At 71.8% G+C, this 23,844-nt stretch carries 19 protein-coding genes; 16 read left to right on the top strand and 3 right to left on the bottom strand.

What is annotated here, in order from left to right; all coding sequences use genetic code 11:
- Nucleotides 1-94: 94 nt before the first annotated feature.
- Both AC0HI0_RS17350 and AC0HI0_RS17345 read left to right on the top strand, forming a co-directional pair.
- On the top strand, nucleotides 95-3,193 hold the full coding sequence (locus AC0HI0_RS17350) for an AfsR/SARP family transcriptional regulator (protein WP_480933410.1): 3,099 nt from the start codon (nucleotides 95-97) through the stop codon (nucleotides 3,191-3,193).
- Nucleotides 3,194-4,186: 993 nt separating this feature from the next.
- Nucleotides 4,187-4,750, top strand: coding sequence for a hypothetical protein (locus tag AC0HI0_RS17345; RefSeq protein WP_480933409.1), 564 nt, complete (start codon nucleotides 4,187-4,189; stop codon nucleotides 4,748-4,750).
- A 74-nt stretch (nucleotides 4,751-4,824) separates the two neighbouring features.
- Here the strand turns inward: AC0HI0_RS17345 and AC0HI0_RS17340 are convergent, their stop codons facing one another.
- Together AC0HI0_RS17340 and AC0HI0_RS17335 are read right to left on the bottom strand one after the other, a co-directional pair.
- The gene (locus AC0HI0_RS17340) at nucleotides 4,825-5,955 is read right to left on the bottom strand and encodes an oxygenase MpaB family protein (RefSeq protein WP_480933408.1); all 1,131 of its coding nucleotides are present in this window, start codon (nucleotides 5,953-5,955) and stop codon (nucleotides 4,825-4,827) included.
- A 393-nt stretch (nucleotides 5,956-6,348) separates the two neighbouring features.
- Entirely contained in the window at nucleotides 6,349-6,768 is a 420-nt protein-coding gene (locus AC0HI0_RS17335) for a VOC family protein (protein WP_480933407.1), read from the bottom strand.
- 314 nt (nucleotides 6,769-7,082) lie between these two features.
- Here AC0HI0_RS17335 and AC0HI0_RS17330 point away from each other — a divergent pair, with 314 nt between their 5' ends.
- From AC0HI0_RS17330 to AC0HI0_RS17290, 9 genes are all read left to right on the top strand, one after another.
- Nucleotides 7,083-7,748 (top strand): hypothetical protein, encoded by a 666-nt coding sequence (locus AC0HI0_RS17330; protein ID WP_480933406.1) that lies wholly within the window; start codon nucleotides 7,083-7,085, stop codon nucleotides 7,746-7,748.
- Nucleotides 7,749-8,048: 300 nt separating this feature from the next.
- Entirely contained in the window at nucleotides 8,049-8,888 is an 840-nt protein-coding gene (locus AC0HI0_RS17325) for an aspartate dehydrogenase domain-containing protein (RefSeq protein ID WP_480933405.1), read from the top strand.
- A gap of 44 nt (nucleotides 8,889-8,932) precedes the next feature.
- Nucleotides 8,933-10,495, top strand: a complete 1,563-nt coding sequence (locus tag AC0HI0_RS17320) for an aldehyde dehydrogenase (protein WP_480933404.1) — start codon at nucleotides 8,933-8,935, stop codon at nucleotides 10,493-10,495.
- A gap of 21 nt (nucleotides 10,496-10,516) precedes the next feature.
- Entirely contained in the window at nucleotides 10,517-11,041 is a 525-nt protein-coding gene (locus AC0HI0_RS17315) for a cupin domain-containing protein (protein WP_480933403.1), read from the top strand.
- Between the two features lie 213 nt (nucleotides 11,042-11,254).
- Nucleotides 11,255-12,253, top strand: a complete 999-nt coding sequence (locus AC0HI0_RS17310) for a VOC family protein (protein WP_480933402.1) — start codon at nucleotides 11,255-11,257, stop codon at nucleotides 12,251-12,253.
- Nucleotide 12,254: 1 nt separating this feature from the next.
- Nucleotides 12,255-13,091, top strand: a complete 837-nt coding sequence (locus AC0HI0_RS17305) for an alpha/beta fold hydrolase (protein ID WP_480933401.1) — start codon at nucleotides 12,255-12,257, stop codon at nucleotides 13,089-13,091.
- 81 nt (nucleotides 13,092-13,172) lie between these two features.
- A complete protein-coding gene (locus AC0HI0_RS17300) occupies nucleotides 13,173-13,955 on the top strand; it encodes an SDR family oxidoreductase (protein WP_480933400.1) in 783 nt (260 codons plus the stop codon).
- 75 nt (nucleotides 13,956-14,030) lie between these two features.
- On the top strand, nucleotides 14,031-15,692 hold the full coding sequence (locus AC0HI0_RS17295; protein ID WP_480934316.1) for a thiamine pyrophosphate-binding protein: 1,662 nt from the start codon (nucleotides 14,031-14,033) through the stop codon (nucleotides 15,690-15,692).
- Between the two features lie 114 nt (nucleotides 15,693-15,806).
- Nucleotides 15,807-16,358: a MarR family winged helix-turn-helix transcriptional regulator gene (locus AC0HI0_RS17290; RefSeq protein ID WP_480933399.1), complete on the top strand. Its 552-nt coding sequence runs from the start codon at nucleotides 15,807-15,809 to the stop codon at nucleotides 16,356-16,358.
- A gap of 225 nt (nucleotides 16,359-16,583) precedes the next feature.
- Here the strand turns inward: AC0HI0_RS17290 and AC0HI0_RS17285 are convergent, their stop codons facing one another.
- Entirely contained in the window at nucleotides 16,584-16,958 is a 375-nt protein-coding gene (locus AC0HI0_RS17285; protein WP_480933398.1) for a hypothetical protein, read from the bottom strand.
- Nucleotides 16,959-17,185: 227 nt separating this feature from the next.
- On the opposite strand from AC0HI0_RS17285, the gene AC0HI0_RS17280 reads away from it, so the two are divergent.
- From AC0HI0_RS17280 to AC0HI0_RS17260, 5 genes are all read left to right on the top strand, one after another.
- On the top strand, nucleotides 17,186-18,466 hold the full coding sequence (locus AC0HI0_RS17280) for a M24 family metallopeptidase (RefSeq protein ID WP_480933397.1): 1,281 nt from the start codon (nucleotides 17,186-17,188) through the stop codon (nucleotides 18,464-18,466).
- A 110-nt stretch (nucleotides 18,467-18,576) separates the two neighbouring features.
- Nucleotides 18,577-19,620: an ABC transporter substrate-binding protein gene (locus AC0HI0_RS17275; RefSeq protein WP_480933396.1), complete on the top strand. Its 1,044-nt coding sequence runs from the start codon at nucleotides 18,577-18,579 to the stop codon at nucleotides 19,618-19,620.
- Entirely contained in the window at nucleotides 19,617-21,389 is a 1,773-nt protein-coding gene (locus AC0HI0_RS17270) for an ABC transporter permease (RefSeq protein ID WP_480933395.1), read from the top strand. Before AC0HI0_RS17275 ends, AC0HI0_RS17270 begins: the two co-directional genes overlap by 4 nt.
- Nucleotides 21,390-21,397: 8 nt before the next feature.
- The gene (locus AC0HI0_RS17265) at nucleotides 21,398-22,558 is read left to right on the top strand and encodes an ABC transporter ATP-binding protein (protein WP_480933394.1); all 1,161 of its coding nucleotides are present in this window, start codon (nucleotides 21,398-21,400) and stop codon (nucleotides 22,556-22,558) included.
- A 66-nt stretch (nucleotides 22,559-22,624) separates the two neighbouring features.
- Nucleotides 22,625-23,761 carry an FAD-dependent monooxygenase gene (locus AC0HI0_RS17260; protein ID WP_480933393.1) on the top strand — a complete coding sequence of 379 codons (1,137 nt, stop codon included), beginning with the start codon at nucleotides 22,625-22,627 and terminating at the stop codon, nucleotides 23,759-23,761.
- The last annotated feature ends 83 nt before the right edge of the window (nucleotides 23,762-23,844 follow it).

Genomic DNA, 23,844 nt, shown 5'->3' with positions numbered 1-23,844 from the left:
TATCCGATGCTACCATCCGTAGACCAACGAACTACCGCTCCGGTCCCGGCCGTGGGTGAGACCGGACCCGGCGGGTGGGGAGCCTGGGAGGGACATGGCGGCGGAGTTTCGGGTTCTGGGTCCGCTTGAGGTGTACGTCTCGGGCGAACGCATCCGGATTGGGGGATCGCGCCAACAGAAGCTCCTCGCCCTGCTCCTGCTCAAGCCCGGCCGGGTGGTGCCGGTGGACCGGCTGGTCGACGAGCTGTGGAGCGAGCCGCCGACGTCGGTGCAGCAGCAGGTGCACAACGCGGTCGGTGCCGTTCGCCGTTCGCTCGGCGGCAAGGACGGGGGTGTCCGGCTGGTCCGGACCGAGCTGGGCTACCGGCTCGACGTACCGGACGACGCCGTGGACACCCACCAGTTCGTCACCGCGATGCGCGAAGCGAAGCGGGCCGAGCAGTCGGGCCAACTGGCGAAAGCCGTGGAGCTGCTGCAATCCGCGCTCGCCGTGTGGCGTGGTGACGCCTTCGCCGGCCTCGGCGGGAGCGCGATCGAGAGCGCGGCGGCGAACCTGAACGAACAGCGGCTGCTCTGCCTGGAGGAACTGTTCGCCCTGCGCCTGCGGGCGGGGGAATCCGCCTCCCTGGTCGGGGAACTCACGCAGTTGGTCGCCGAGCACCCGATACGGGAGTCGTTGCGCGGCAGTCTGATGCTCACGCTGCACCGCAGCGGGCGGCAGCCGGACGCGCTGGCCGTCTACGACGAGGGCAAGCGGCTGCTCGCCGACGAGCTGGGCCTCGACCCGGGCCGGCGGTTGCGCGAGATCCACGCGGCGATCCTGAGCCGCACCGCCGACTCCGCCACGCCGCCCGCCGACGAACTGGAGGAGGCCGCCGCGCGGCAGCGTCCGACCAGGTCCTACCTGCCGCACGACACCACGAACTTCTCCGGGCGGGCCGCCGAACTCGTAGAGCTGGTCGAGGGGACCAAGAACGCGCTGCCGACCGCGCTGGTGATCTCCGCCATCGACGGCATGGGCGGGGTGGGCAAGACGACCTTGGCGGTCCACCTCGCCCACCGGGTCGCGGGCGAGTACCCCGACGGGCAGTACTTCATCGACCTGCGCGGGTTCAGCCCGGGGATGGACCCGGTCACGCCCGAGCAGGCACTCGACGCGTTGCTGCTCGACAGCGGGGTGTCGCCCGAACTCGTGCCGGGGGACCTGGACCGGCGCAGTGCGCTGTGGCGTTCGCGCATGGCCGGGCAGCGCGCGCTGCTCGTGCTCGACAACGCCGTCGATGCCGGTCAGGTGGAACCCCTGTTACCCGGCACCGCGGGCGTGCTGGTGGTGGTCACCAGCCGCCGCAAGCTCAGCGCGCTGGACGGCGCGATACCGCTCTCGTTGGACGTGATGACCACGGAAGACGGGGTTTCCCTGTTCACCACCGTGGCGGGCGTGCACCGCACCGAAGACGAGCCGGACGCCGTCGAAGCGGTGGTCGAGCTGTGCGGGCGATTGCCACTGGCGATCAGGATCGCCGCCGCGCGGCTGCGGGACAGGTCGAGCTGGACGGTCGCGGACCTGGTGAACCGGTTGAGGACGCAGAAGCAGCGTTCGCAGTTCCTGCAGGCGGGCGGCCAGAGCGTGATGGCGGTGCTGAGGGTGTCGTACCGCTACCTGACGCCATCGCAACAGCGCCTCTTCCGGCTGCTGAGCCTGCATCCGGGCGCGGACTTCGACGCGTACGCGGCCGCCGCGCTCGGTGGGATCGACGTCGAGGAGGCGGTGGTCGCGCTGGAGTCGTTGTTCGACGACAACCTGTTGAAGCAGAACGTCGCCGGGCGCTACCACCTGCACGACCTCATCGGTGACTGCGCGGGCCAGTTGCTCACGGAAGTCGCTGCGGAGCAGGAAGAACACGCCGCCGTGGACCGGCTGCTCGACTACCACCTCCACTTGGCGCACACGTGGTGCGGACGTCTGGATCCCGGCATCTTCCGCCACGCACCCCAGGTGGACCACGTACCGGGAGAGATCCGCGAGGTCGGTTCCTACGAAGAGGCCGTTGACGCGCTGAGCGCCGAGTTCACCAACCTCGCCGCGGCTGCGCTGTTCGCCATGCAACGCGGCCGGTATCGGCAAGCATGGCAGTTGGTGTGCACGCTGCACCCGTACCTGAAGCTGCGCAACTTCGGTGGAAAGGCCTACGAGCTTTACAAAGGCGCGGCCGAAGCCGCGCGTGCGGCGGGCGACGAGTTCGGTGAGTCGATCTCCCTCCAGGGACTTGCGGCCGCCTGCAAGGAGCAGCGGACCGTCACCGAGGCGATCGGGCACCTGGACCGCGCGCTCGAACTGATCAGACGAGTGGGCGACACCGATCGGGAAGCGCACCAGACCGTCGACCTCGGTAACCTGATGTTCCGGACGGACCGCCTGCCGCACGCGCGTGACCTGTACCTGGAGGCGGACCGGCTGCTCATCGGGTCCTCGGAAACCCGCCTGCGTTCCGCGGTCGTGAACAACCTCGGGGTGCTCTGCCGGGACCTCGGCGACGTCGACCTGGCGCTCGACCACCTCCGCCGGGCACTCGCGATGCCGGGGCACTCGTTGCGCGACAGGCTGATCACCGAAGGCGTCCTGGGCACCGTGCTGCACCTGCGCGGCGATCACGACGTGGCTCTGTGCACGTTCAAGCAGGTGCTGGCCGAGGCCACCGCGGACCGGTTCGCGTTCAGCGAGGCGATGGCGTTGCAGGGCATGTCCTCCGTGTACCGGCAGTCGGGCGACCTCACGGCCTCTGTGGAGCACGGCCGGCGCGCGTTGAGGATCGCGCGGGAGTACGGCTTCCGCGAGGTCGAGTTCGAAGCCCTCAGCTGCCTCGGCGAGGCGTTCTTCCTCTTGACCGACTTCGACCGGGCCCAGCGGGTGTTCGCGGAGGTGGGCCAGATGGCCGAGCGCTATCAGTCGATCCGGTACCGGGCCCGTGCGCTGGAAGGGGCGGCCCACCTGTTGCTCGCGCGCGACGACGTCGAGGGTGCCCGGCGGTGCTGGGAGCGCGCTGTCGAGACCTACCCGGCCGGACTGGCCGACATCGGCTACGCCCGCACCCACCTCGCCTCGCTGGGCGACGAGCGCACGACGTGCTTCCGCTGCGAGACCGCCTCGACCCCGTCCGCCGGGAAACCACTGGTCGTCCGGGCGCTCTGCTAGGCACCGGGTTGCCTCGTCGCGGTGTTCGCAAGCCCGTCGGTACCGGGTGGCGGTGAGGGCTGCCGCAGAGGCGAATCGGCTGCGCGGAACGGCCGATCGCGCCCGGGGCGGTAGCGCGCCGGTACCGGGCGGGTAGAGCCCGCCGGCAGTGTTGCCTCATCCACGAACTCCAGGGGGAAGTCGACCGTGATCACGCGGGTTCGTCATCAGCGCCGAGCCGCTCGGCTGGAGTACCGCAGCACGTTGGACGGCTCGATCTTCGGGCGGGCGAAGACCCTGACTGCTCCGGCCGGGCTCGCCCTTCCCGGGGTGCTGTCCGTTGCGGGCTCGGGGTGGACCGGGCACGGGCCGGCGCGGGGGCCTTGCCGTGGGCGACCACGACGGTCGACACCTCGATCGCGGTCACCGGGCGTTCGGACTTCGAACGGCGGTACCGGAAGGTCGGTTCGGGCCCGGGGCGGGTACGGGTGCGGTCGGCCGCCTTCAGGCCGCCTGTCGGCCTGGATCGCTCGTCCCGGCGTCCTGAGGTGCGTCCGCGCTCAACACGTCTTGTCGGCGGACGTGACGGCGTCGTCCGGGGGCGCTGGGCCAGGTGATGCCGCCGGGGGTGCGGCTTCCGGGAGGGCACGGGGGGTGCTCGGCGGTCGGGGTGTCGCCGGTGTGATCGAGCCGGCGCGCTCCGCGTGGAGCGGTTCGCCAGGAAGCACGGCGGTGTCGTCGGGCAGCGAATCGCGGTGGGGCGGGGCCAAGGGGGCGGGTTTCCGGTTGGGGGCATCGGAGCCTGGCCCCGCCACCTCGCCGGGAGAGGTGGGGGAGTGCCTGAGGCGCGTCCTGGCTGCGGCGATGCTGTCGCGAACGTAAGCGGTATCGCCGGTACTGGCGGCGTGTCAACAGTCGTGGTGGGCGGTAGGCGGGGAGGCGTGTGGGCGGACGGTCGAGGCCGGATCCCGCCGACCGTACGGTGGATTGCCCACCCGGTTCCGAACTGGTGACATGGTGATCGTGAGGTGGTTGCGCTACCGCAGGCTCGACGTCCTCCAGTTCGGGCTCGCGGTCTGGCTGTTCACCGATCTGAGCAACCCGGTCCCGCTACCGGCGATGGCCGTCGTCCTGGCGTTGGGCACGATCCTGACCGGGCATCGGCGCAGTCGTGGAGAAGGTTTCTGGTACCTGGTGCCGCGCCTCGCCCTGCTGATCGCGGTCGGGAGCCCGGCCCTGGACAGGATCGGGCTGCTGCCCCGATGGTCGGTCGAGGTGCTGCCCTACGTCGGTGTGCTGATGTTCTCCGCGATGATCCTGGTGTGGACGGGACCGCGTGCCCTGGCGCGGCGAAGGGCGTTCCTGGCGCTGCGCGGGATCCCGGTCCTGGGGCAGGTGGTGGACACCTGGGAGGGCGAGTACGGATGGGTCCAGCTGACGGTCCGCGTACCGATGCCCGACGGCACGCACGTCGACGCGGAGGGCGTCGACTTCGACGGCCCCCCGCCCGCGCTGCGCTCCGACATCGCGGTGCGCTACAACCCCGACGATCCGACCGAAGTCGCCGTGGACGGCTGATGCGGTTCCCCGGGTTCGGCGTCCGACGCCGGGGCACGGCTCCTCCCCGATCAGGGCACTCTCGCTCGGCGCTGTCAGGTGGTGGGCGCCAGACCGGTGGGGACCTGCCACTCGTAGCGGCGTCCCTTGTTCGTCAGTTTCAGGCCCTGCCGGAACACCGCGAGCCCCAGCTCGTTGGACAGCCGCGCCAAGGGCGGCACCGTGTCGCCGGTCTTTCCGTACACGCCGCTGAGCGGTGACTGGGAGGCGAGCGCGAAGCCGGTCAGCGGATTCGCCTTCGGCACCCGGAGGACGTCCGCGGCCTGGTCGCCGGCCAGGTGGCGGATCAGGGTCGGGCCGACGCCGGCCAGATCCGAACCGGGCAGCGTCTCGCGGACGAAGTCCAGCAGGGACTTGGTCAGCGAGACCCCGGAGTCGGACGTCCGTTGCTGCCGCGCCAGGATCGCGTCGACCAGCCGGGAACCGTCGTCGAACCCGGAGGGGTTGACCCGGTCGTCCACGCCGAGGATGTGGCCGATCACCCGCCAGATGTGGAAGTAGGCGTCCCGGTCCGCACGGGGCAGGTCGACGCCGAGCTTCTTGAGCCCGCGCACGATCACCACCGAGAAGCTCATCAGCGTGCCGGCCAGGTCCTCCTGGTTGACGGGCACGCCCCACGCGGCGGTGTCCCACTCCCCGCCGCGGCCCAGGTGGTAGCGCATCGTGGCGTGCAGCAGGCGGATCTTCTGGGCCGACCGCAACCCGTTGCCGGTCGGCCCGAGACCTCCGGTGTCCAGCACGTCGAGGATGAACTGGCTGGTCTCCATCAGCCTGCGGTAGACGCCGGAGGTCAACCGTTGCGACCGGCCCAGCACCTCGGCGCCGTTGCCGCAGCTGTAGCACAGCGGCAGGGACGCGCACAGCAGCGTGGTGGTGAGGTGCGCCTGGTACCGGCCGAGCAGCCCGTGCCCGCGTTCGATCAGCGCCGGCTCCGCCCATTCGGGCAGCACGGCGGTGCGCCGGAAGTAGTCGGTCAGCAACGGCGGCAGGTCGGCGGGCGCGGTGTCCCGGTTCCGCTCGAAACCCAGCAGCGCCTGCCGGACCTGCTGCTCCTGCCCCAGTTCGTACGTTTCGGCGATGGCCGGGTCGGCCACCGGATCGCCGATCCCGCGCATCTCGTCCAACAGTCCGTCGGTCCACCGACCAGTGTCGACCGTCTGGGTCATGGCGACCTTCTCCGTTCGGAAAGGAACCGTTCGGCCTGTCTCCCGGGTCGCCCCGGTTCCACGAAGGACGGCGACCCGGCAGGACACCAGCGTCCCGCCCGGGTGCGGCACGGCGACGTGGATTCACCGCACTGTCGTGCGGCACCACCCGAAACGGGCACCCGGTCGCCCACAGCGAACGCCGCGCAGGGTGAGGTCCGGCACGACGGTGTCCGCCGGTAAGCAGGTTGTGCCGGAGCCGACGGCGGCCAACTCGTCCGCCAGTTCCGTCAACCACTCCGGAGGGAAGTGGTCCAGCAGTTCCAGCAGCACCGCCTCGCGAGACCGAATCGTCCACTTCGGACTCCTCGTCGACGATCTTCCCCGGGTGGCGGGACGGGGCCCTCGACCAAATCAGATCGAGAACACGCCCGGGGCGAGGCTGCGGGCCAGGCAGAACTCGTTGCCCTCCGGGTCGGCCAGCACGACCCACGAGCGGCCCGCGCCCTGCCCCACGTCGGTCTTGGTCGCTCCCAGTCCGACCAGGCGCTCCAGTTCGGTGTCCTGGTCGGTGTCGATGGGGGTGATCTCGAAGTGCAGCCGGTTCTTGCCCGCCTTCTCCGCCGGCACGCGCACGAACGTCAGGCTGGGCACGGTCGGCCGGTCGCGCAGTTCGGCGAGGCGCTCCTCGTCGGCCTGCTCCGGGTCGGGGCCGATCTCCACCACGTTCCCGCGCTCGGCGTACACGACGTACCCGAGTACGCCGCACCAGAACTCGGCGAGCGGCCTCGGTTCGCGGGCGTCGACGGTGATCCACTCCAAACGACTGGTCATACGGGTCCTTCCGGTGATCACGAGTCCGTGCGGCGGGCGCACGGCTTTCCACTGCCGGCACAGCATTCCACTGCCCGCGCCGCACGTCGCCACGGTTTCGCGGCACGTCGTTCGGCCTGCGGGCGTGCAGGTGGTGCCGGCGACCGATCCGACCACGGGCGGGTTGGTACGGCCGAATGGTCAGGATGCGCACCGTCGGGGAATCATCTGCGAATGCGAGCTCCTGGTGAACCCCGGCAGGGATGTCGGGCGATGGCGGGCCGATCACGACGCGACGCGCGGGCCGGGGCGTGGCCCGCGGTCGAGGTGAATCCGTGACGAAACCTGGCGCGGTGACGGGAGGGCGTGTCACGTCGGATTGGGCCACGGCTTTCCCGGGGTTCGACCGCTGGCGCTCCCTGCGGCTCCTCCGTCGGATCGGGCCGGTGGTTCAGGGGATTTGCCTCGACCGGACCAGGTCGGGCGAGGAGTACTACCCCACGGCGCACGTGCACGCGCTCACCAGGGAGTTCCCCGTGGTCTCGCTCACGCTCGGGCAACGGCTGCTGAGCGTTTCCGGGCAACCGGAGAGCATTCCGTTCACGCGCCACGCGAGCGAATTCCCGGCGGCCGCAGCCAGGCTGGGCGTGCAGAGCGGGTTGTCGCTCGATGCGGCTCCGACGCTGGACGAAATCGTCGGAGAATATCACTCGGTCGCTGTTCGTCGGCAGGAGAAAGGGCTTCCTCCCGCTGTTCCGGAGGTGGAGGACGGCATCCTCGTCCCGGCGGCCGTCGGCAGGGCGGACCTGGTGGCCGACGGGCTGCGCTTGGCGGCCGATCTCGCCGGTTCCTGGGACAAGCACAGGCTTCCCCTCGACTGGCCCGGAACAGCGCGATGGCTTGATGGCCTGACCGCCAAGGCGGGGCACGCCGCAGCGTTGTCGGCGCTGGTCGAAAACCAGATCGCCCGGCACGGACTCGCGAAGATCCGGGTGGGGTAGCCGCAGGAGTCCGCTCGAACGGCGGGCGTTCCGCGCTTCGTGAACCGGTGGTGGACCACCTCGCTGCGCACGCCGCCGAGGTCGCGGCACTGGTCGTCGCGTGGACGGGAGCGGCTGTCTCGCCGGCGGGACGGCCTCGACCACCGGCCGTTGACAGTGGGCGGGACCTGTCGCAGACTAAAGCTTAGCGCTCAGATTCTGATACTGGAGGGATTGGATGAAGCCTCGTGAGGTGCTCGCGGCGGTGCCCGCAACCGTCCTCCCGGCTCTCGCCGCCTGCGGCTCCGGTGGGCTGGGGCGATGACGGGTCGCGGAGGTGCGAACACCGCGCCGCCGGCCGGCCGCGCCGGGACGGGCGGGCTGCGCGTGGCGCTGCTGGGCTACGGGGCGATCGGCAAGGTCGTGGCCCGGGAGCTGGTGGCCGGGGCGGTCGAGGGCGCGGCGCTCGTCGCGCTGGTGAACCGGTCACGGGTGGAGGAGCCGCCCGTGCGGCAGGGCTCTCTCGCGGAGGCGATCGAGATCTGCGACGTCGTGGTGGAGTGCGCCGGCGCGGCGGCGGTGCGCGATGCCGCCGGACCGGTCCTCGCCGCCGGCCGCGACCTGATCGTCACCTCGACCGGCGCGCTGCTGGACCCGGTTCTGCGAGAACGGCTGGACCTGCTGGGCCCCGGCCGGTTGCGGTGCACGCCCGGTGCCATCGGCGGCCTGGACCTGCTGGCGGCCGTGTCGTCCGAGGGGTTCGACGAGGTCCTGCTGACCACGACCAAGCGGCCGGAGGCCCTGGTGCAGTCCTGGATGGACGACGCCGACCGCGCCCGGCTGGAGTCGGCCACCACCGGGATACCGGTCTTCCGGGGCACTTCCGCCGAGGCCGCACGGCTTTTCCCGCAGGTGCTCAACGTCGCCGGCGCGCTCGCCCTCGCCGTGGGCGACCCGGACGGGGTCGTGGTGGAGCTGCGGGCGGATCCGGGCGCGACGTTGACGACCCACCGCATCGAAGCGCGCGGACGGCACGGGCGCTACCTGTTCCAGGTGGAGAACCGGCCCAGCGCCGACAACCCGCGCACCAGCGCGATCGTGCCCTACGCGCTGCTGCGGATGCTGCGCGCCATGACCGCCAACCCGCCGCTGATCGCCTGAACAGCGCCCCTGCCAGGTCGCCCGCACCGGATCGAAGGAGAGACATGACCACCCACCAGCCCCAGGTGCTCCCGCGTACCGTCGCGACCGCCGGCGACGGAGCGGCCCGCTGGGAGCTGCCGGGGCTCCTGGTCGACGAGATCTTCGTGGCGGGCCGCTGGGAACGCGGTGCCGGCGACCTGATCGAGTCGGTCGATCCGGCCACCGGCTCGGTGTTCGCCACGCTGCACGGTGCCACGGCCGACGACGTCGACCGGGCGGTCGAGGCCGGGCACGCGGCCGTGCGGGAGACCGGCTGGGCGGACCTGCTGCCCCACCTGCGGGCCCGCGTCCTGTACCGGATCGGGGACGCGCTCGAACAGCACGCCGACCTGGTCTCCGCGCTCCAGACCCTCGACACCGGCAAGACCCGGGCCGAGACCCGGGCCCTGTGCCTGAGCGCGGCCGGCACGTTCCGCTACACCGCGGCCTGCCTGGAGACGCTGACCGGCGACATCACCCCGTCCCGGGGCGCCTACCTCACCTTCGCCACCTGGGAGCCGATCGGGGTGGTCGGGGCGATCACCCCCTGGAACTCGCCGATCGCGAGCGACGCGCAGAAGATCGCGCCGGCGCTCGCCGCCGGCAACGCCGTCGTCGCCAAGCCGCCGGTGTGGGCGCCCTGGGTCACCCTGCTGCTGGCCAGGATCGCCCAGGAGGCCGGGTTGCCGGACGGGCTGCTGTCCGTCCTCCCGGGTCCCGGGCGCACGGTGGGGGAGCGTCTCGTCGCCCACCCCGGCATCGGGAAGGTGACCTTCACCGGAGGCACGACGACCGGCCGGCACCTGGGGGAGGTCGCCGCCCGGAAGATCATGCCGGTCACCCTCGAACTCGGCGGCAAGTCGCCGACGATCGTGTTCCCGGACGCCGACCTGGACCAGGCGGTCGCGGGCGTGCTGTTCGGCATCTTCTCCTCGACCGGGCAGAGCTGCATCGCGGGCTCGCGGATCTTCGTCCACCGCGACGTGCACGACCAGCTGGTCGAACGGCTCGTCACGGCCACCGAGCGGCTCACCGTCGGTCCGGGCGACGACCCGCGCACCCAGGTCGCGCCGATGATCAACCACGCGCACCGCGACTCGGTGGCGGCGATGGTCGACGAGGCGGTGGCGGCGGGGGCGCGGGTGCTCTGCGGTGGACGCGTCCCCGACGACGAGGCGCGGCGCGCCGGTGCCTACTACCTGCCGACCATCCTCACCGACGTCCGCAACGACGACCCGATCTGCCAGGAGGAGATCTTCGGGCCGGTCGCCGTGCTGCTCCCGTTCGACGACGAAGACGACCTGATCGCACAGGCCAACGCCACCGCGTACGGACTGGCCTGCGGGATCTGGACCCAGGACTACCGCCGGGCCTGGCGGGTGGCGCGCGCCGTGCGGGCCGGAACGGTGTGGGTCAACACCTACAAGCAGTTCAGCATCTCCACCCCGTTCGCCGGCGTGAAGGCGAGCGGGATCGGCGTGGAGAAGGGCCGCGCCGGAATCCGCTCCTACATGCACCAGAAGAGCATCTACCTGGACGTGACCGGCCGGCCGCTGCCGTGGGCCGGCCTCGACGAGATCCACTGAGCGACAGGAAAGGGAAACGACATGACCGAGCAGAACACCACCACGCGGGCGAGCGACCTGGAGGCGCTCATCGACTCCTGCATCGCCACCGGCTCCAGCCGGTACGAGGACTGGGACACCCTGGGCTTCCAGGCGGCCAAGGGCGGCGACCGGTTCAAGCGGGCGCAGATCCGCTACATCGGCTCCGGTGCCACCGGTGACCACTCGTCCGACGGCCGCACGCTGGCCGCCGAGCACTTCACCTTCTCCAACATGCGGTTGCCCGTGGGCGCGGTCGGCCCGGAACACACCCATCACGACGTCGAAGAGGTCTTCTACGTCCTGGAGGGCACCCTTGAGGTGGCGGTGCACGACGTCGAGGACGGCACCAAGAAGGCCACCCGCACGCTGGGGTACCGCGACCTGATCCGCGTGCCGGCGGGGGTCCCCCGGTCGCTGACGAACGTCGGCGACACCGACGCGCTGTTCTGCGTGGTCATCGGAGCGCCCAAGCCGCAGCTGCCCACCTACCCGCCGTCGTCGGAGATGCACGGGGTCACCCGCTGAGCGGAACTCGCGGCGCGAGGGCCACCGACCGCGGGTCGGCCACCGGGAGGAACCTCGCGGGCGGGGCCGCACGGGTCCCCGCCCGCGACCACCCGTCCGGCCCGGACCCGCGGCACGACCCCGCACAGTGGACGGTGGCACGCTGGGGCGTCGTGCTCCGCCCACCCGTGAGCGGCTCCTCGACTTCGACCGACCTCTGAGCAGGGAGGAACCATGCACTACGCCGACAACCCCGTCGTCCGACTCCGCGGTCTGCGCTCGGTGGCCCTGGGCGTGCCCGATCCGGTCGTCTCCAAGGACTTCTACGCCGAGGTGTGGGGCCTGGACCTCACCGACGACGACCACGACCGGTTCTGGCTGCGCGGCACGGGCGAGGAGCACCACATCCTCCAACTGCGACAGTCCGAACAGAACTCGCTGGGCGGGATCACCTTCGCGGTCGCCACGCCCCGGGAGATCGACGACGCCGCCCGCGCGCTGGAGCGCCTGGGCGTCCCGCTGCTGCGGGAGCCCGCGCACACCGACGGTCCCGAGGGCGGCTACAGCCTGGCGCTGGTCGACCCGGAGGGCCGGGTCGTCGAACTCGCCGCCGACCGGTACGCCGTGGTGCGCCGGGACGAGCACGGCCGTCCCGCCCTGCCGCGCAAGCTCGCCCACGTCGTGCTCAACACCGTCGACATCGACCTGGCCGCCGACTTCTACACGCAGGTCCTCGGCATGCGGATCTCGGACTGGTCGGAGCACCAGATGGCGTTCCTGCGGTGCAACCGGGAGCACCACGTGATCGCCTTCAACCAGGCGCCGTGGACGTCGGTCAACCACGTCGCCTACGAGATGTCCTCGATCGACCACTTCATGCGCGGGATCGGCAACCTGAAGGTGCACGGCATCGAGCCGAAGTGGGGCCCGGGCCGGCACGGCCCGGGGGACAACACGTTCTCCTACTACACCGACCCCGCCCAGCTGGTCTGCGAGTACACCTCCGACGTCGTCCAGGTCGACGAGGACGCCTGGCTGTGCCGGATCTGGAAGCGGACGCCGGAGCTGTCGGACCAGTGGCGCACCGCCGGAGCGCCGACGACGACGGTCCGGTCGGCGATGGCGGGCGTGCCGGACCCCGGCGCCCGGGCCCGGGTGACCGCCCCGGACGGCTACTTCCTCGGCGTGCAGGCGGCGGGCGACGTGCCGCCGGGGCTCGGGGTGGAAGCCTGACATGGCCCGGACCGAACCGGTCGCGCCCGAACGGATCAGGGTCCGCGCGGACACCCCGGGAGAAATCCGCCTCACCGCTGTGGGCGACGGGCCGCCGGTCCTGTTGCTGCACGGCATCGGCGGCAACGCCCGCTCCTGCGCGGCGCTCGCCGCCGTGCTCGCCGCGCACGGCCTGCGCGCCCTCGCCTGGGACGCCCCCGGCTACGGCGGGTCGGCGGACCCGCCCGGCCCGGTGGACCACCCGGCCCTGGTCGTGCGGGTGCTCGACGAGCTGGGCCTGGACCGGGTCGACCTCTTCGGCACCTCGTGGGGCGGCGTGATCGGCACCGTGGTCGCGGCCCGGTGGCCCGACCGGGTGCGCGGTCTCGTGCTCGCCGACTCCAGCCGGGGCTCGGCGACCACCGCGGAGCGGGCGGCGGCGATGCGTTCGCGGCCGCGGGAGTTCGCCGCGCAGGGTGCGGAGCGGTTCGCCGCCGCCCGGGCCGGAAAGCTGGTCGCGCCCGGCTGCGACCCGGCGGTCCGGGAGGCGGTGCGCGCGGAGATGGCCAGGGTCCGCCTTCCCGGCTACCGCGCGGCGGCGGAGTTCATGGCGGCCACCGATACCGACGCGTTGCTGCCGGGGCTCACCGTTCCCACCCTGGTGCTGGTCGGCGAGCACGACCAGGTCACCGGTGTGCCGGAGGCCCGCCTGCTCGCCGAGCGCATCCCGGGGGCCCGGTTCGTGCTGATCCCCGGTGCGGGCCACGCCGCGCTCACCGAACGACCGGTCGAGGTCGCCGCCGCCGTCCTCGACTTCCGGGCGGACCGCCCGGTGCGGGACCCGAGGGGGCGGGGATGAACCGGCTCACCGACGCCACCACCGGGCGAGTCCCGGCGGTCGGTGGTGGGCTCGTGGTTTCGCGATGACGAGGAGGATGCCGTGGACCTGCAACTGAGCGGACGTGCCGTGATCGTGACGGGCGCCAGTTCGGGCGTCGGCCTCGCCACCACGCGCCTGCTCGCCGCCGAGGGGGCGGACGTCGTGGCCTGTGCCCGGGACCGGGACCGGCTGGAGGAGGCGACCGCCGGACTGGCCGGCCCCGGCCGCGTCCACCCGGTGGCCTGCGACGTGACCGACCGCCGCGCGGTCGAGGCGATGGTCGCCGAGGGCGTCGCCGCGGTCGGTCGCCTGGACGGCGTGGTCGCCAACGCCGGCCGCTCGCTCATGGCCCCGATCACCGACACCACCGACGAGCAGATCCGCGAGGAGCTGGAACTCAAGGTGTTCGGCACCTGGAACACCGTCCGCGCGGCCCGCGAGCACCTGGCGAACTCCGACGCGGCGTCGGTCGTGGTCGTCAACGCGATCCTCGCCCGTCAGCCCGAACCCCGGCTGGCGATCACCTCGGCCGCCCGCGCGGCGTTGCTGAACCTCACCCACACGCTCTCCCAGGAACTCGGACCCGAGGGGATCCGGGTGAACTCGGTCGCCCTCGGGTTGATCGACACCGGCCAGTGGCGGCGGCGTCACCAGGCGGCGGGCACCGGGCAGGGCTACGACGAGTGGAGTGCCGGGATCGCGGCCGACCGGGGCATCGCCCTGGGCCGGTTCGGCCGCGCCGAGGAGGTCGCGTTCCCGATCGTCACCCTGCTCTCGCCCCGGTCGGGCTACTGCACCGGTGCGGTCGTCGACGTCGGCGGCGGCGTCGCCCGATACGTCTGAACGGCCGGATCGTCGGCGGCCGGCCGGTGAACCGGCACCTCGACCACCCCCCACCGCGCGAAAGAAGGTAGAGCCATCAGCGCCACCACACCCCGTGAACCGACCGGCGGCGACGTGCTGGTCGGTGTGCTGAAGCGGCACGGCGTCGACACCGCGTTCGGCGTGCTCAGCGTGCACAACCTGCCGCTGGTCGAGGCCGTCGCGCGCGACCTGCGCTTCGTGGAGATGCGGCACGAGGCGGCTGCGGTGAACGCCGCCGACGGCTACGCCCGCGCCACCGGCGGCATCGGCGTCGCCATCACCAGCACCGGTACCGGGGCGGGCAACGCCGCGGGCTCGATGATCGAGGCGCTCACCGCCTCCAGCCGGGTCCTGCACCTGACCGGGCAGGTCGACTCCGAGTACCTCGCCGCTCCCCGGGGCGTGATCCACGAGTTCCCCGGGCAGCGCAAGATGCTGGAGGCGATCTCGGCGTTCGCCGCGACGGTGAACGCCGCCGACGAGGCCGAGGCTGTGCTGGAGGACGCCCTCGCGGTGGTGCGGGGCAACCCCGGCGGCCCGGCCAGCGTGGAATGGCCCTCGGACCTGCAGTACCTCGCCCGGCCCGACCGGCAGCGCCCGGCCGCGCCGGTCGTCCGGCCACTGCCGCACCCCGACGGCGGGACCCTCGACGCCGCCGCCGCGCTGCTCGCCGGGGCGAAGCGGCCGGTGTTCTGGATCGGCGGGGGCGCGGCCGGCGCGGGCGGGGAACTCGCCCGCCTCGCGCACCGGCTGGGCGCGGCCGTGCTGACCAGCAACTCCGGGCGGGCCGTCATCCCCGAGGACGACCCGCTGGTGATCGGGAACTTCGCCGGCGTGCCGGAGGTCGCACCGCTGCTCGCCGACGCCGATCTCCTGTTCGGCGTCGGCACGCACTTCCGGTCGAACGAGACCAGGTCCTACCGGTTGGCGCTGCCCGAGCCGCACGTGCAACTCGACCTCGACCCGGCCGCGGTCGGGAGGGTCTACCCGGCCGACGTCGGCCTGGTCGGCGACGCCGCCCCGGTCCTGCGCGACCTGCTGGCACGGCTGCCGGCCGGCTCGCCGGACGCGGACTGGACCGCCCGCGTCACGGCGGTGCGCGAGCGGGTCCGGGCCGACCTGTTCGCCGCCATCGGCGGCTACGCCGAGATCTGCCGGGGCCTGCGCGCCGTCCTGCCCCGCCGGGCGGTGGTGGCGCGGGACGTGACGATCCCGTCGAGCCAGTGGGGCAACCGGCTGCTGGAGTTCTACGAGCGCGGTTCGAACATCTTCCCGCTCGGCGGCGGCATCGGGCAGGGGCTGGCGATGGGCATCGGCGCGGCGGTGGGCCGGCCCGACACCCCCACGGTCGTGCTCGCCGGCGACGGCGGGCTGTCGGTGCACCTGGGAGAGTTGGCGTCCCTGGCCGGAGTCGGGGCCTGGTGCGTGGTCCTGGTCTTCAACGACGGCGGGTACGGCGTGCTGCGCAACATGCAGCGGGCCAACGGTTTCGACGTCACCGCCGTCGACCTGCACACACCGGACTTCCGCCTGCTGGCGGGCGCGATGGGCATGCCCTACCGGCTGATCCGGCGGGTGGACGGGTTCGAGGCGGCGCTGCGCGAGGCGGTGGCCGTGCGCCGACCCGTGCTGATCGAGGTCGACGTGACGGCGATCGAGCCGCAGCCGCGCACCTTCACCCCGCCCGTCCACGTTCCGACGCGCGACGGGGCTTGACCGTGCGCCTCGGCCGGGGGTGGACCGCACCGAACCAGGAGACTTGCCACTCAGAAGCTTTGCGCGAATACTTCTTCTGCTGGGATGTCCGCCCGTCGAACCCGAAGGATCTGAATGACTTCCACCTCCATCTCGACGCCACGGGACGGTGTCGACGACATCATCGGCCAGTGGGCGGAGGTCCGTCCCGACTTGGACGTCTCCGCGATGGAGGTCTTCGGCCGACTGCACCGCAGCTTCTTGCACTACCGCGCCGCGATCAACTCGTGGTTCACCGATCTCGGCACCAACGAGCCGGGCTTCGACGTGCTGGCCGCCCTGCGCCGCAGCGGGCCGGCCCACCGGCTCAGCGCCGGTGAACTCGCCCGGCGGACGCTGGTGACCACCGGGGGGCTGACCCTGCGGGTCAGGCGGCTGGAGGAGGAAGGCTACGTCCGTCGCGAGCGCGACGCCGACGACAACCGGATGGTCTACGTGGAGCTGACCCCGGCCGGCCTGGCGCTGGTCGACCGCGCCGCCGACGTCCACTTCCGCAACCTCAGCCAGATGCTCGACGGGCTGGCCCCGGACGAACGCGAGACCCTCGCTCGGCTGCTGGGCAGGCTGCACGTCTCGCAACAGGCGGTGGAGACCTCGCCGCACGGCGAGGACGGCGCGGAGTCCTGAGGCGGGGAAGGCCGGGGAAGGCGCTGCCGCGCCATTCCGGTCGTCGGCGTGAACCCGTCTGGCGACCCCGGCCGAGGGCTCGCCCCGCGCGCGGAACGGCGACGCCCGGCGAGTGCGCAACAGGGTCACGAATTGTTCGCGCTCTGACGCCGTAAGGCCGGAAATCTTCCGGTGTCGAGGCCGATGTGCTTCTTGTGCACCTCCTGGATCTTCTTCAGGTCGACATCACGCTGTGAGCTTGTCGATCCGAAACGTCACCTGCCCGAACTCGGTGCCGATCGACGCGGTTTCGAGAGCGCGTCGATCGGCAACAATGATGCTGTTCCGGGCACGCTGGTTTCGCACGGCGCTGCGTTCGACCTGATGCAGTCGGGCGAGCACGCAGAAGACGCGCCGATGTTCGCAGCGTCCACGTCCGGCCACTATCTGTTCCCGGGCCGTCACCCGGCCGACCTCGCCCGGCGTCGCCGTGGCCCCCGAGGTCGAGCCGTTCATTGCCCTGCCGGTCCACCGCGATGACGGTCCCGGCTCATCGCGGGCCGCCGCGCCGGGCACCTCGCCCACCCCTCTGAGGTGCCGAAACGTGGCGTGGCCGGCCATCGGCCCAGAATGCTTCAGCTACAAGATTCTTAGCCCTAACCCTTGCAGGGCCAAGGTGTCTCTGGTTAGAGTTCGCCGGAGTAAGTGGGATCACAGAGCCGAGTTGCGGATGGCCTCCAGCCATTCTTCGCAACCTGTCGCCCCGGACGACCTCGCTGTTCGAAACCGAACAGCCACCTGACGCCATCAGCGCGTACGCCCGGTCACCGGGCGTGAAGGGAGAAATCTTGCACAGCACAGCCGGCACGGACGTGCCCCAGCCCTCGCGGGTATCACCGGTCGCCGAACAGGAAAGCGAGCGGGACTACCGCCGGCGGCGGGCCGACGAGTTCATGGATGCGCACGGATTGGACGGGTTGCTCGTCTTCGGCGCGGACCGCAGCGACCGCTACGACGCGGGCCAGTACCTGTTCCGCGACCGGCGCTACCAGCATTTCGTAATCCCCCGACAGGGTGATCCGGCGATGGTCGCCTTCGCCGCCCAGGTGGCCGCTCAGCACCAGCTGACCCGCGAGCGCAACCAGGAGACCTGGATCGACGACATCCGGGTCGGGTCGGGGCCGCAGCTGCTGCCCGAGATCGCCCGGGAGAAGAACCTGGGGCGCGGGAAGCTCGGCGTCATCGGCGCCGGTTGGGGCTCGCCCTTCTACCCCGGCGGCTGGGTGTCGAAGCCGGTGTGGGACGCGGTCAGCGCGGCCCTGCCCGACGCCACGCTGGTCGACGTCACCCGTGACTACGGCCTGGTCATGGCGCAGAAGAGCGCCGAAGACCTGGAGCACATCGCCACCGCCGCAGCCGCCGGCGAGGCGGCCATCGAGGCGATGATGGCGCTCGCCCGGCCCGGCGTCAGCGAGATCGAGCTGTACGCCGAAGGCGTCTCGACCATGCTCCGCAAGGGCATGCGGGTGACCTGGATGCTCTTCCAGACGGGCTTCGACAACTACGCGTGGGGCGAACCCACCTGGCTGACGCGACCCGAGACCGCCCGGACCCTGGGCGAGGCGGACATGGTGTGGGCGGAGATCTTCCCCAACTACGCCGAGCTGAACACCCACGTCAACATGAGCTTCACGCTCGGCGAGGTGCCCGCCGAGACCTTGCGCTGCGCGGAAGTCGCCCGCGCCGCCTACGAGGCCGGCGTGCGGGCGGTTCGTCCGGGCGCGGCCTTCGCCGAGGTCTGCGCCGCCATGGAGGCACCGGTCCGGGAGGCCGGCATGTGGCACCTGACGCCGCAGTTCGCCTCGCTCAACCCCCTGCTGTCCGGCGGCGGGTCCGGGTTGGGGATCCGTGACCACGTCGAGGACTTCGCCGAGTCCTTCCCCCACGCCGACGGCCACGGCGACGCGCTGCTGGACTTCGAGATCAAGCCGGGGATGACGTTCTCCCTCCAGCCCGACGCCAGGGTGGGCCGCCGCGGTGCCGTCGTCGGCGGGGTGGTCGCCGCCACCGACTCCGGTTGCCGCGAGTTCAACGAGCTGTCCACCCGGCTGAACCGGGTCGAGTTGTAGCAGGCGGAGTTCGTCCCCCCGTTCGCCCCCCACCATTCGAGGTTCACACCAGGGAGACCGGCATGACTGTCGGAAACAGACCATTCAGTCGTCGTACCGTGCTGCAGGGCATGGCAGCGCTCGGCGCCGGCAGTCTGCTGCCCGCCTGCTCCAGCGGGCCCGGCGGCGAGTCGGCGGGCGGTCACAGCCTGCCGGACTCGGTCCGCGCGCTCGCCGAGCGGGCGAGCGCGGAAGGGCGGGTCCGGCTGTTCGTCAGCACGGACGCGCGGACCCCCGCCGACGCCGGTCGCCTCGCCCGCGCGCTGCGCGAGGACACCGGCGCCAAGCTGGAGATCTCGTTCGTCAGCGGCGAACCGGATCCGGTGTACGTCAACAAGATCGTCCAGGAAGCGCGGTCTCAGGTCCCGCCCTCCATCGACGTGATCGCGACGACCCCGATGCCGGTCAAGCAGCTCAACGCGGAGGGCCTCGCGCTGAGCGTCGACTGGGGCAAGCTGGACGGGATCGAGGCCAAGGACGTCTGGGCGGACTACAACGCCTTGTACGTCGCCGAGGTCGCCCGCGCGGTCACCTACAACACGTCGTCGGTCGGCGACCGGTCCAAGGCTCCGCGGTCGATGGAGGACCTGCTCGACGACCGGTGGCGCGGCAAGCTCGTCACCGCGCCCCTCCCGGACGTGTTCAGCCCGCTCGCGGCGGGCATGGGCGCGGACGAGGCGGTCGCGTACGTCCGCCGCCTGCTGGAGCCCGGCCGGGTGTCGCTGGCCGCGGCACCGGCCGCCATCCGCACCCAGGTGGCCAGCGGGGAGTTCCCGATCGGCTTCGGCATCCGGATCGGCCAGTCCCAGCGCACCTCCGGCGCGCCGGTCGCGTACGCACCGGTGAAGATCCCCGTGGTTCCGCGAGGTGCCGTGGTCATCAAGGGGGCCGCGAACCCGGCAGCCGCGCAACTGCTGATCTACTGGATGAACGCCACCGAGCGGGGCCGCACCCTGGCGTACGAGATCCTCGACTGGTCCCGCTACACCACACCGGGCACCGACCTGCACCAGCTCGCCGAACTGGCCGGTGGCGTCATGACCGCGGACCTCGCCTGGTGGATGAACGAGTCCGACGCCGTCAACCAGCAGATCGCGCAGGTCCTGAGGCGATGAGCACCGGTACCGTCCCGACGGACGCGGGCTCCGCACCGCCGACCCCGCCCGAGCCCGCCGGTCCCCGGCGGGCCCGAGCGGGCGGCCGGGGCCGTGACGTCCCGCTGATCGTGGTGGGTCTGCTGGTCGGGCTCCTCTGCGTCGTGCTGGTCGTGCCGCTCGCCGGGTTGTCGTGGGCGGCCTTCGGCCCCGCGGGCGGTTTCGGCGGCGACCGGTCGCTCGACAACTTCCGCACCGTCCTGTCCTCCGGCGGACTGGGCGAGATCCTGGTCCGGACCGTGGTCCTCGGCGTCGGCAGCGTGGCCGTCATGCTCGTCATCGCGGTGCCGCTCGCCTGGCTCTACTCCCGGACCGACGTACGGGGCAAGTCGATCATCCTCTTCCTGGCCGCGGCGAAGATGGCGATCCCCGGGTTCCTGGTGGCGCTCGGCTACATCTTCATGCTCAACCCCAACAACGGGATCATCAACACCTGGTGGCGGGACACGTTCGGCGTCGGCGAGCTGACCAACGTCTACAGCCTGACCTGGATCATCCTGCTCCAGGGCCTCGACTTCGCCGGCCCGGCGTTCTTCATGCTCGTCCCCACGTTCCGGGTCGTCGACTTCACCATCGAGGAAGCCGCGGCGGTGCACGGGGTGCCCCGGTGGCGCGCGGCCGTGCGGCTGCTGCTCCCGATCACCGGGCCCGCGGTCGCCGGTGTCGCGGTGTTCTTCTTCGTCGTCGCGGTCGAGATCTTCGACTACGCCGGGATGCTCGGCCTCCCGGCCGGGATCACGGTGCTGTCGACGCTCATCTACCAGTACTCCCAGGGGACGACCGGCGTGCCCGAGTACGGCAACGCGGCGGCCATCGGCGTCGGCATGGCGGTGGCGATCGGTCTCATCATGATCGGCTACCACCGGGCGACCCGGCGCGCCGGGAGCATGGCGACCGTCACCGGGAAACGAGCCGCACGGGAACCCATCCGGCTCACCCGCGCGGCCCGGAGGCTCGCGTACGCGTTCATCGGCCTGTACGCGCTGGTGGGCGTGGCCCTGCCGGTGTTGATGTTGGTGTGGGCCTCGCTCGTGCCATACCTCCAGCCCCCGTCCTCCGAGGCGCTCGCGCAGCTGTCCTTCGCGGCCTACGCCGATGCCGCCTACGACCTGGCCGAAGTGCTGCCCCCGACGGCGCTGCTGGTGGCCGTCGTCCCCACGGTGGCCGTGGGGCTGGCCACCTGCGCCGCGTGGCTCGTCGTCCGCACCAGGTTGCGCGGCCGGCGGTGGCTCGACGCGCTGATCATGGTGAGCCTGGCGGTGCCGTCGATCGTGCTCGCCGTGTCGTTCCTCTACCTCGGGTTGGCCACCTACCGGTGGTTGCCGCTGTACGGCTCGGCCGCGTTCATCGCCATCGCGGTGGCGTCCCGCCTCGTGGCGACGGCCTACCGCACCGTCCACGGCACCATGCTCCAGGTCCACAGCGAGCTGGAGGAGGCGGCGTGGGTGTCGGGGGTGCGGCGCGGCCGGGCCTTCGTGTCGGTGGTCTTCCCCGTCATCCGGGGCAGCCTGATCTTCGCCTGGTTCTGGATCGCGCTGCTCACGGTTCGCGAGCTGACCATCACGGTGATCCTGTCCAGGGGCGGGACGGGCGTGATGTCCACCCGCATCTTCGGTTACAGCTCCTCGGGCGAGACCTCCCTGTCCGCCGCCCTCGGGGTGGTGCAGCTGGGGTTGATCGCGATCCTCCTGGTCGCCTTCGTCCGCGTCGCCCGCCGCCAGTCCTTCTAGGAGAACGAATGATGATCGAACTGGACGCGGTCTCCAAGTCCTTCGCGCAGGGCCGTGGCCGCGTGACGGCCCTGCGGGACATCTCCCTGTCGGTGCGGCCGGGCGAGTTCTTCGTGCTCCTCGGCGCGTCGGGCTGCGGCAAGACGACGACGTTGCGCATCGTGGCGGGGCTGGAGCGGCCGGACGGCGGCACGGTGCGCATCGACGGTTCCCCCGTCTTCGGCCGGTCCCCGGACGTCTGGGTCGGCCCGGAGGAGCGACCGCAGGCGATGGTGTTCCAGTCCTACGCGCTGTGGCCGCACATGACCATCCGGCAGAACATCGCCTTCCCGCTGCGCCGGGGTGTCCGTCGCCTGCCCAAGGCGGAGGTCGCCGCCCAGGTCGAGGACGTGTTGAGGCTGTTCCGCCTGGAGGAGCAGGCCGACCGCAAGGTCACGCAGCTCTCCGGCGGCCAGCAGCAGCGGGTGGCGCTGGCTCGGGCGCTGGCCCTGAGGCCGAAGATCCTGCTGCTCGACGAACCCCTGTCCAACCTGGACGCCGGCCTGCGGATGGACCTGCGGGTGGAGCTGAAGGAACTGTCGCGCCGAACGGGCATCACCTGCCTGCTGGTCACCCACGACCAGGAGGAGGCGATGATGCTCGCCGATCGCGTCGCCGTCATGAGCGGCGGCCGGGTCCTCCAGGAGGGTTCGCCCGCCGAGCTGTACAACCGGCCGGAGTCGGAGTTCATCGCCACGTTCCTCGACCGGATGAACCTCGTCCGGTCGGCGCGGGTGGTCGCGAGCGACTCGGACGGGGTGGAGGTGACGGTCGGCGGCCAAGTGCTCCGCCTGGCGACCGGGGACCACGCGGTGGCGACGGAGCTGACGCTGGGCGTCCGGCCGGATGCGATCATGCTGCAACCCGCCGACGCGACCGCCCCTCTTCGCGGCGCGAACGTCCTGACCGGCGTGGTCCTCGACACCCACTACCTGGGCGGGCACTTCCTGTACCAGGTGGAGACGGGCGTCGGGCGGCTCACCGTGCGCTCCCGGCTCGACCCCGCCGCACTCGGTGCCGGCCGCGAGGTGCGCCTGCGACTGCCGGAGGAGAGCGTGGTCGCCCTGGTGCCGTCCCCGGAGCAGATCCCGGCCACGCCGGTGCGAAGCGGTGTCGCGCAAGCACCTTGACGGCACCGGCCCGGTGCGGCGAGCCGGCCGACAGACCAACGGACGCAGGAGCAGAAGGAACACGACATGGACTCGCAGGTCATCGGAATCGTCGGAGCCGGCATCGGGGGACTCTCCGCGGCCATCGCGCTGCGCAAGCTCGGCCGCGAAGTGGTGGTCTTCGAGCAGGCGCCCAAGTTCGCCCGCGTGGGCGCGGACATCAACCTCACCCCCAACGCCGTCCGGGCGCTGGACGGCCTGGGCCTGCGGGAGGCGCTGCGCGAGACCGCCGCGCGGCCCACGCACCGGATCAGCCGGACCTGGGGCACGGGGGAGGAGACGTCCCGGCTGGAGATGGCCGACACCGCCGAAAGGCAGTACGGCTCGCCGCAGCTGACCATGCACCGGGCGGACCTGCTCCAGGCGCTGGAGGACGCCCTGCCGGGCGAGGTCGTCCACCTCGGCACGCCGGTCTCCGGGGTGCGCGACGACGGGGACCGCACCGTCGTCGAGTTCACCGGCGGGCGCTCGGCCACCGTCGACGTCCTGATCGGCGCGGACGGGATCCACTCCGTCGTCCGGCAGGCGATGTTCGGTGCCCTGCAACCGGAGTTCACCGGAGTGGTGGCCTACCGCGCGGTCGTCCCGGCCGAGCGCGTCGACGTGCCGAACAAGGGTGCCTTCACCAAGTGGTGGGGCCCGGACCCGGCGACGCAGATCGTCACCTTCCCGCTGAACCGGGGCAAGGACATCTTCGTCTTCGCCACCCGGCCCCAGGAGACGTGGCGGGAGGAGTCCTGGACCGCCCCGGGCGACGTCGTGGAGCTGCGTGCGGCGTACCGCGACTTCCACCCGGAGGCGCGAGCCCTGCTCGACGCGTGCGACGAGGTGCTGAAGTCGGCGCTCTACGTCCGGGACCCGTTGAGAAGGTGGTCGGTGAACACCCGGACCCTGCTCGGCGACGCCTGTCACCCGATGATGCCGTTCATGGCCCAAGGTGCCGGCATGGCGATCGAGGACGCCGTGGTGCTCGCCCGTGCACTGGCATCGCGCGAACCGGAGGAGGCGGAGGAGGCGCTGGCGATCTACGAGGCCGCGCGCCTGCCTCGGACTGCCCGCGTGCAGGTCGGCTCCCGCAGCAACGAGTGGCTCAAGAGTTCCGGCACCGGTGACTGGGTCTACTCCTACGACGCCTGGTCGGTCCCCCTGGACGTTGTCGCGTAACCGATCCTGTGGGGTCGGCGGGTCAGGTGCTCCGGTCGGCCGGCGGGGTGGGCCGGCCGGTGCCCGGTACGGGGCGGGCATCC

It is taken from the genome of Saccharothrix sp. NBAS 001 (genome assembly GCF_056640475.1).
This window is presented reverse-complemented; position numbering and strand designations above follow the sequence as displayed.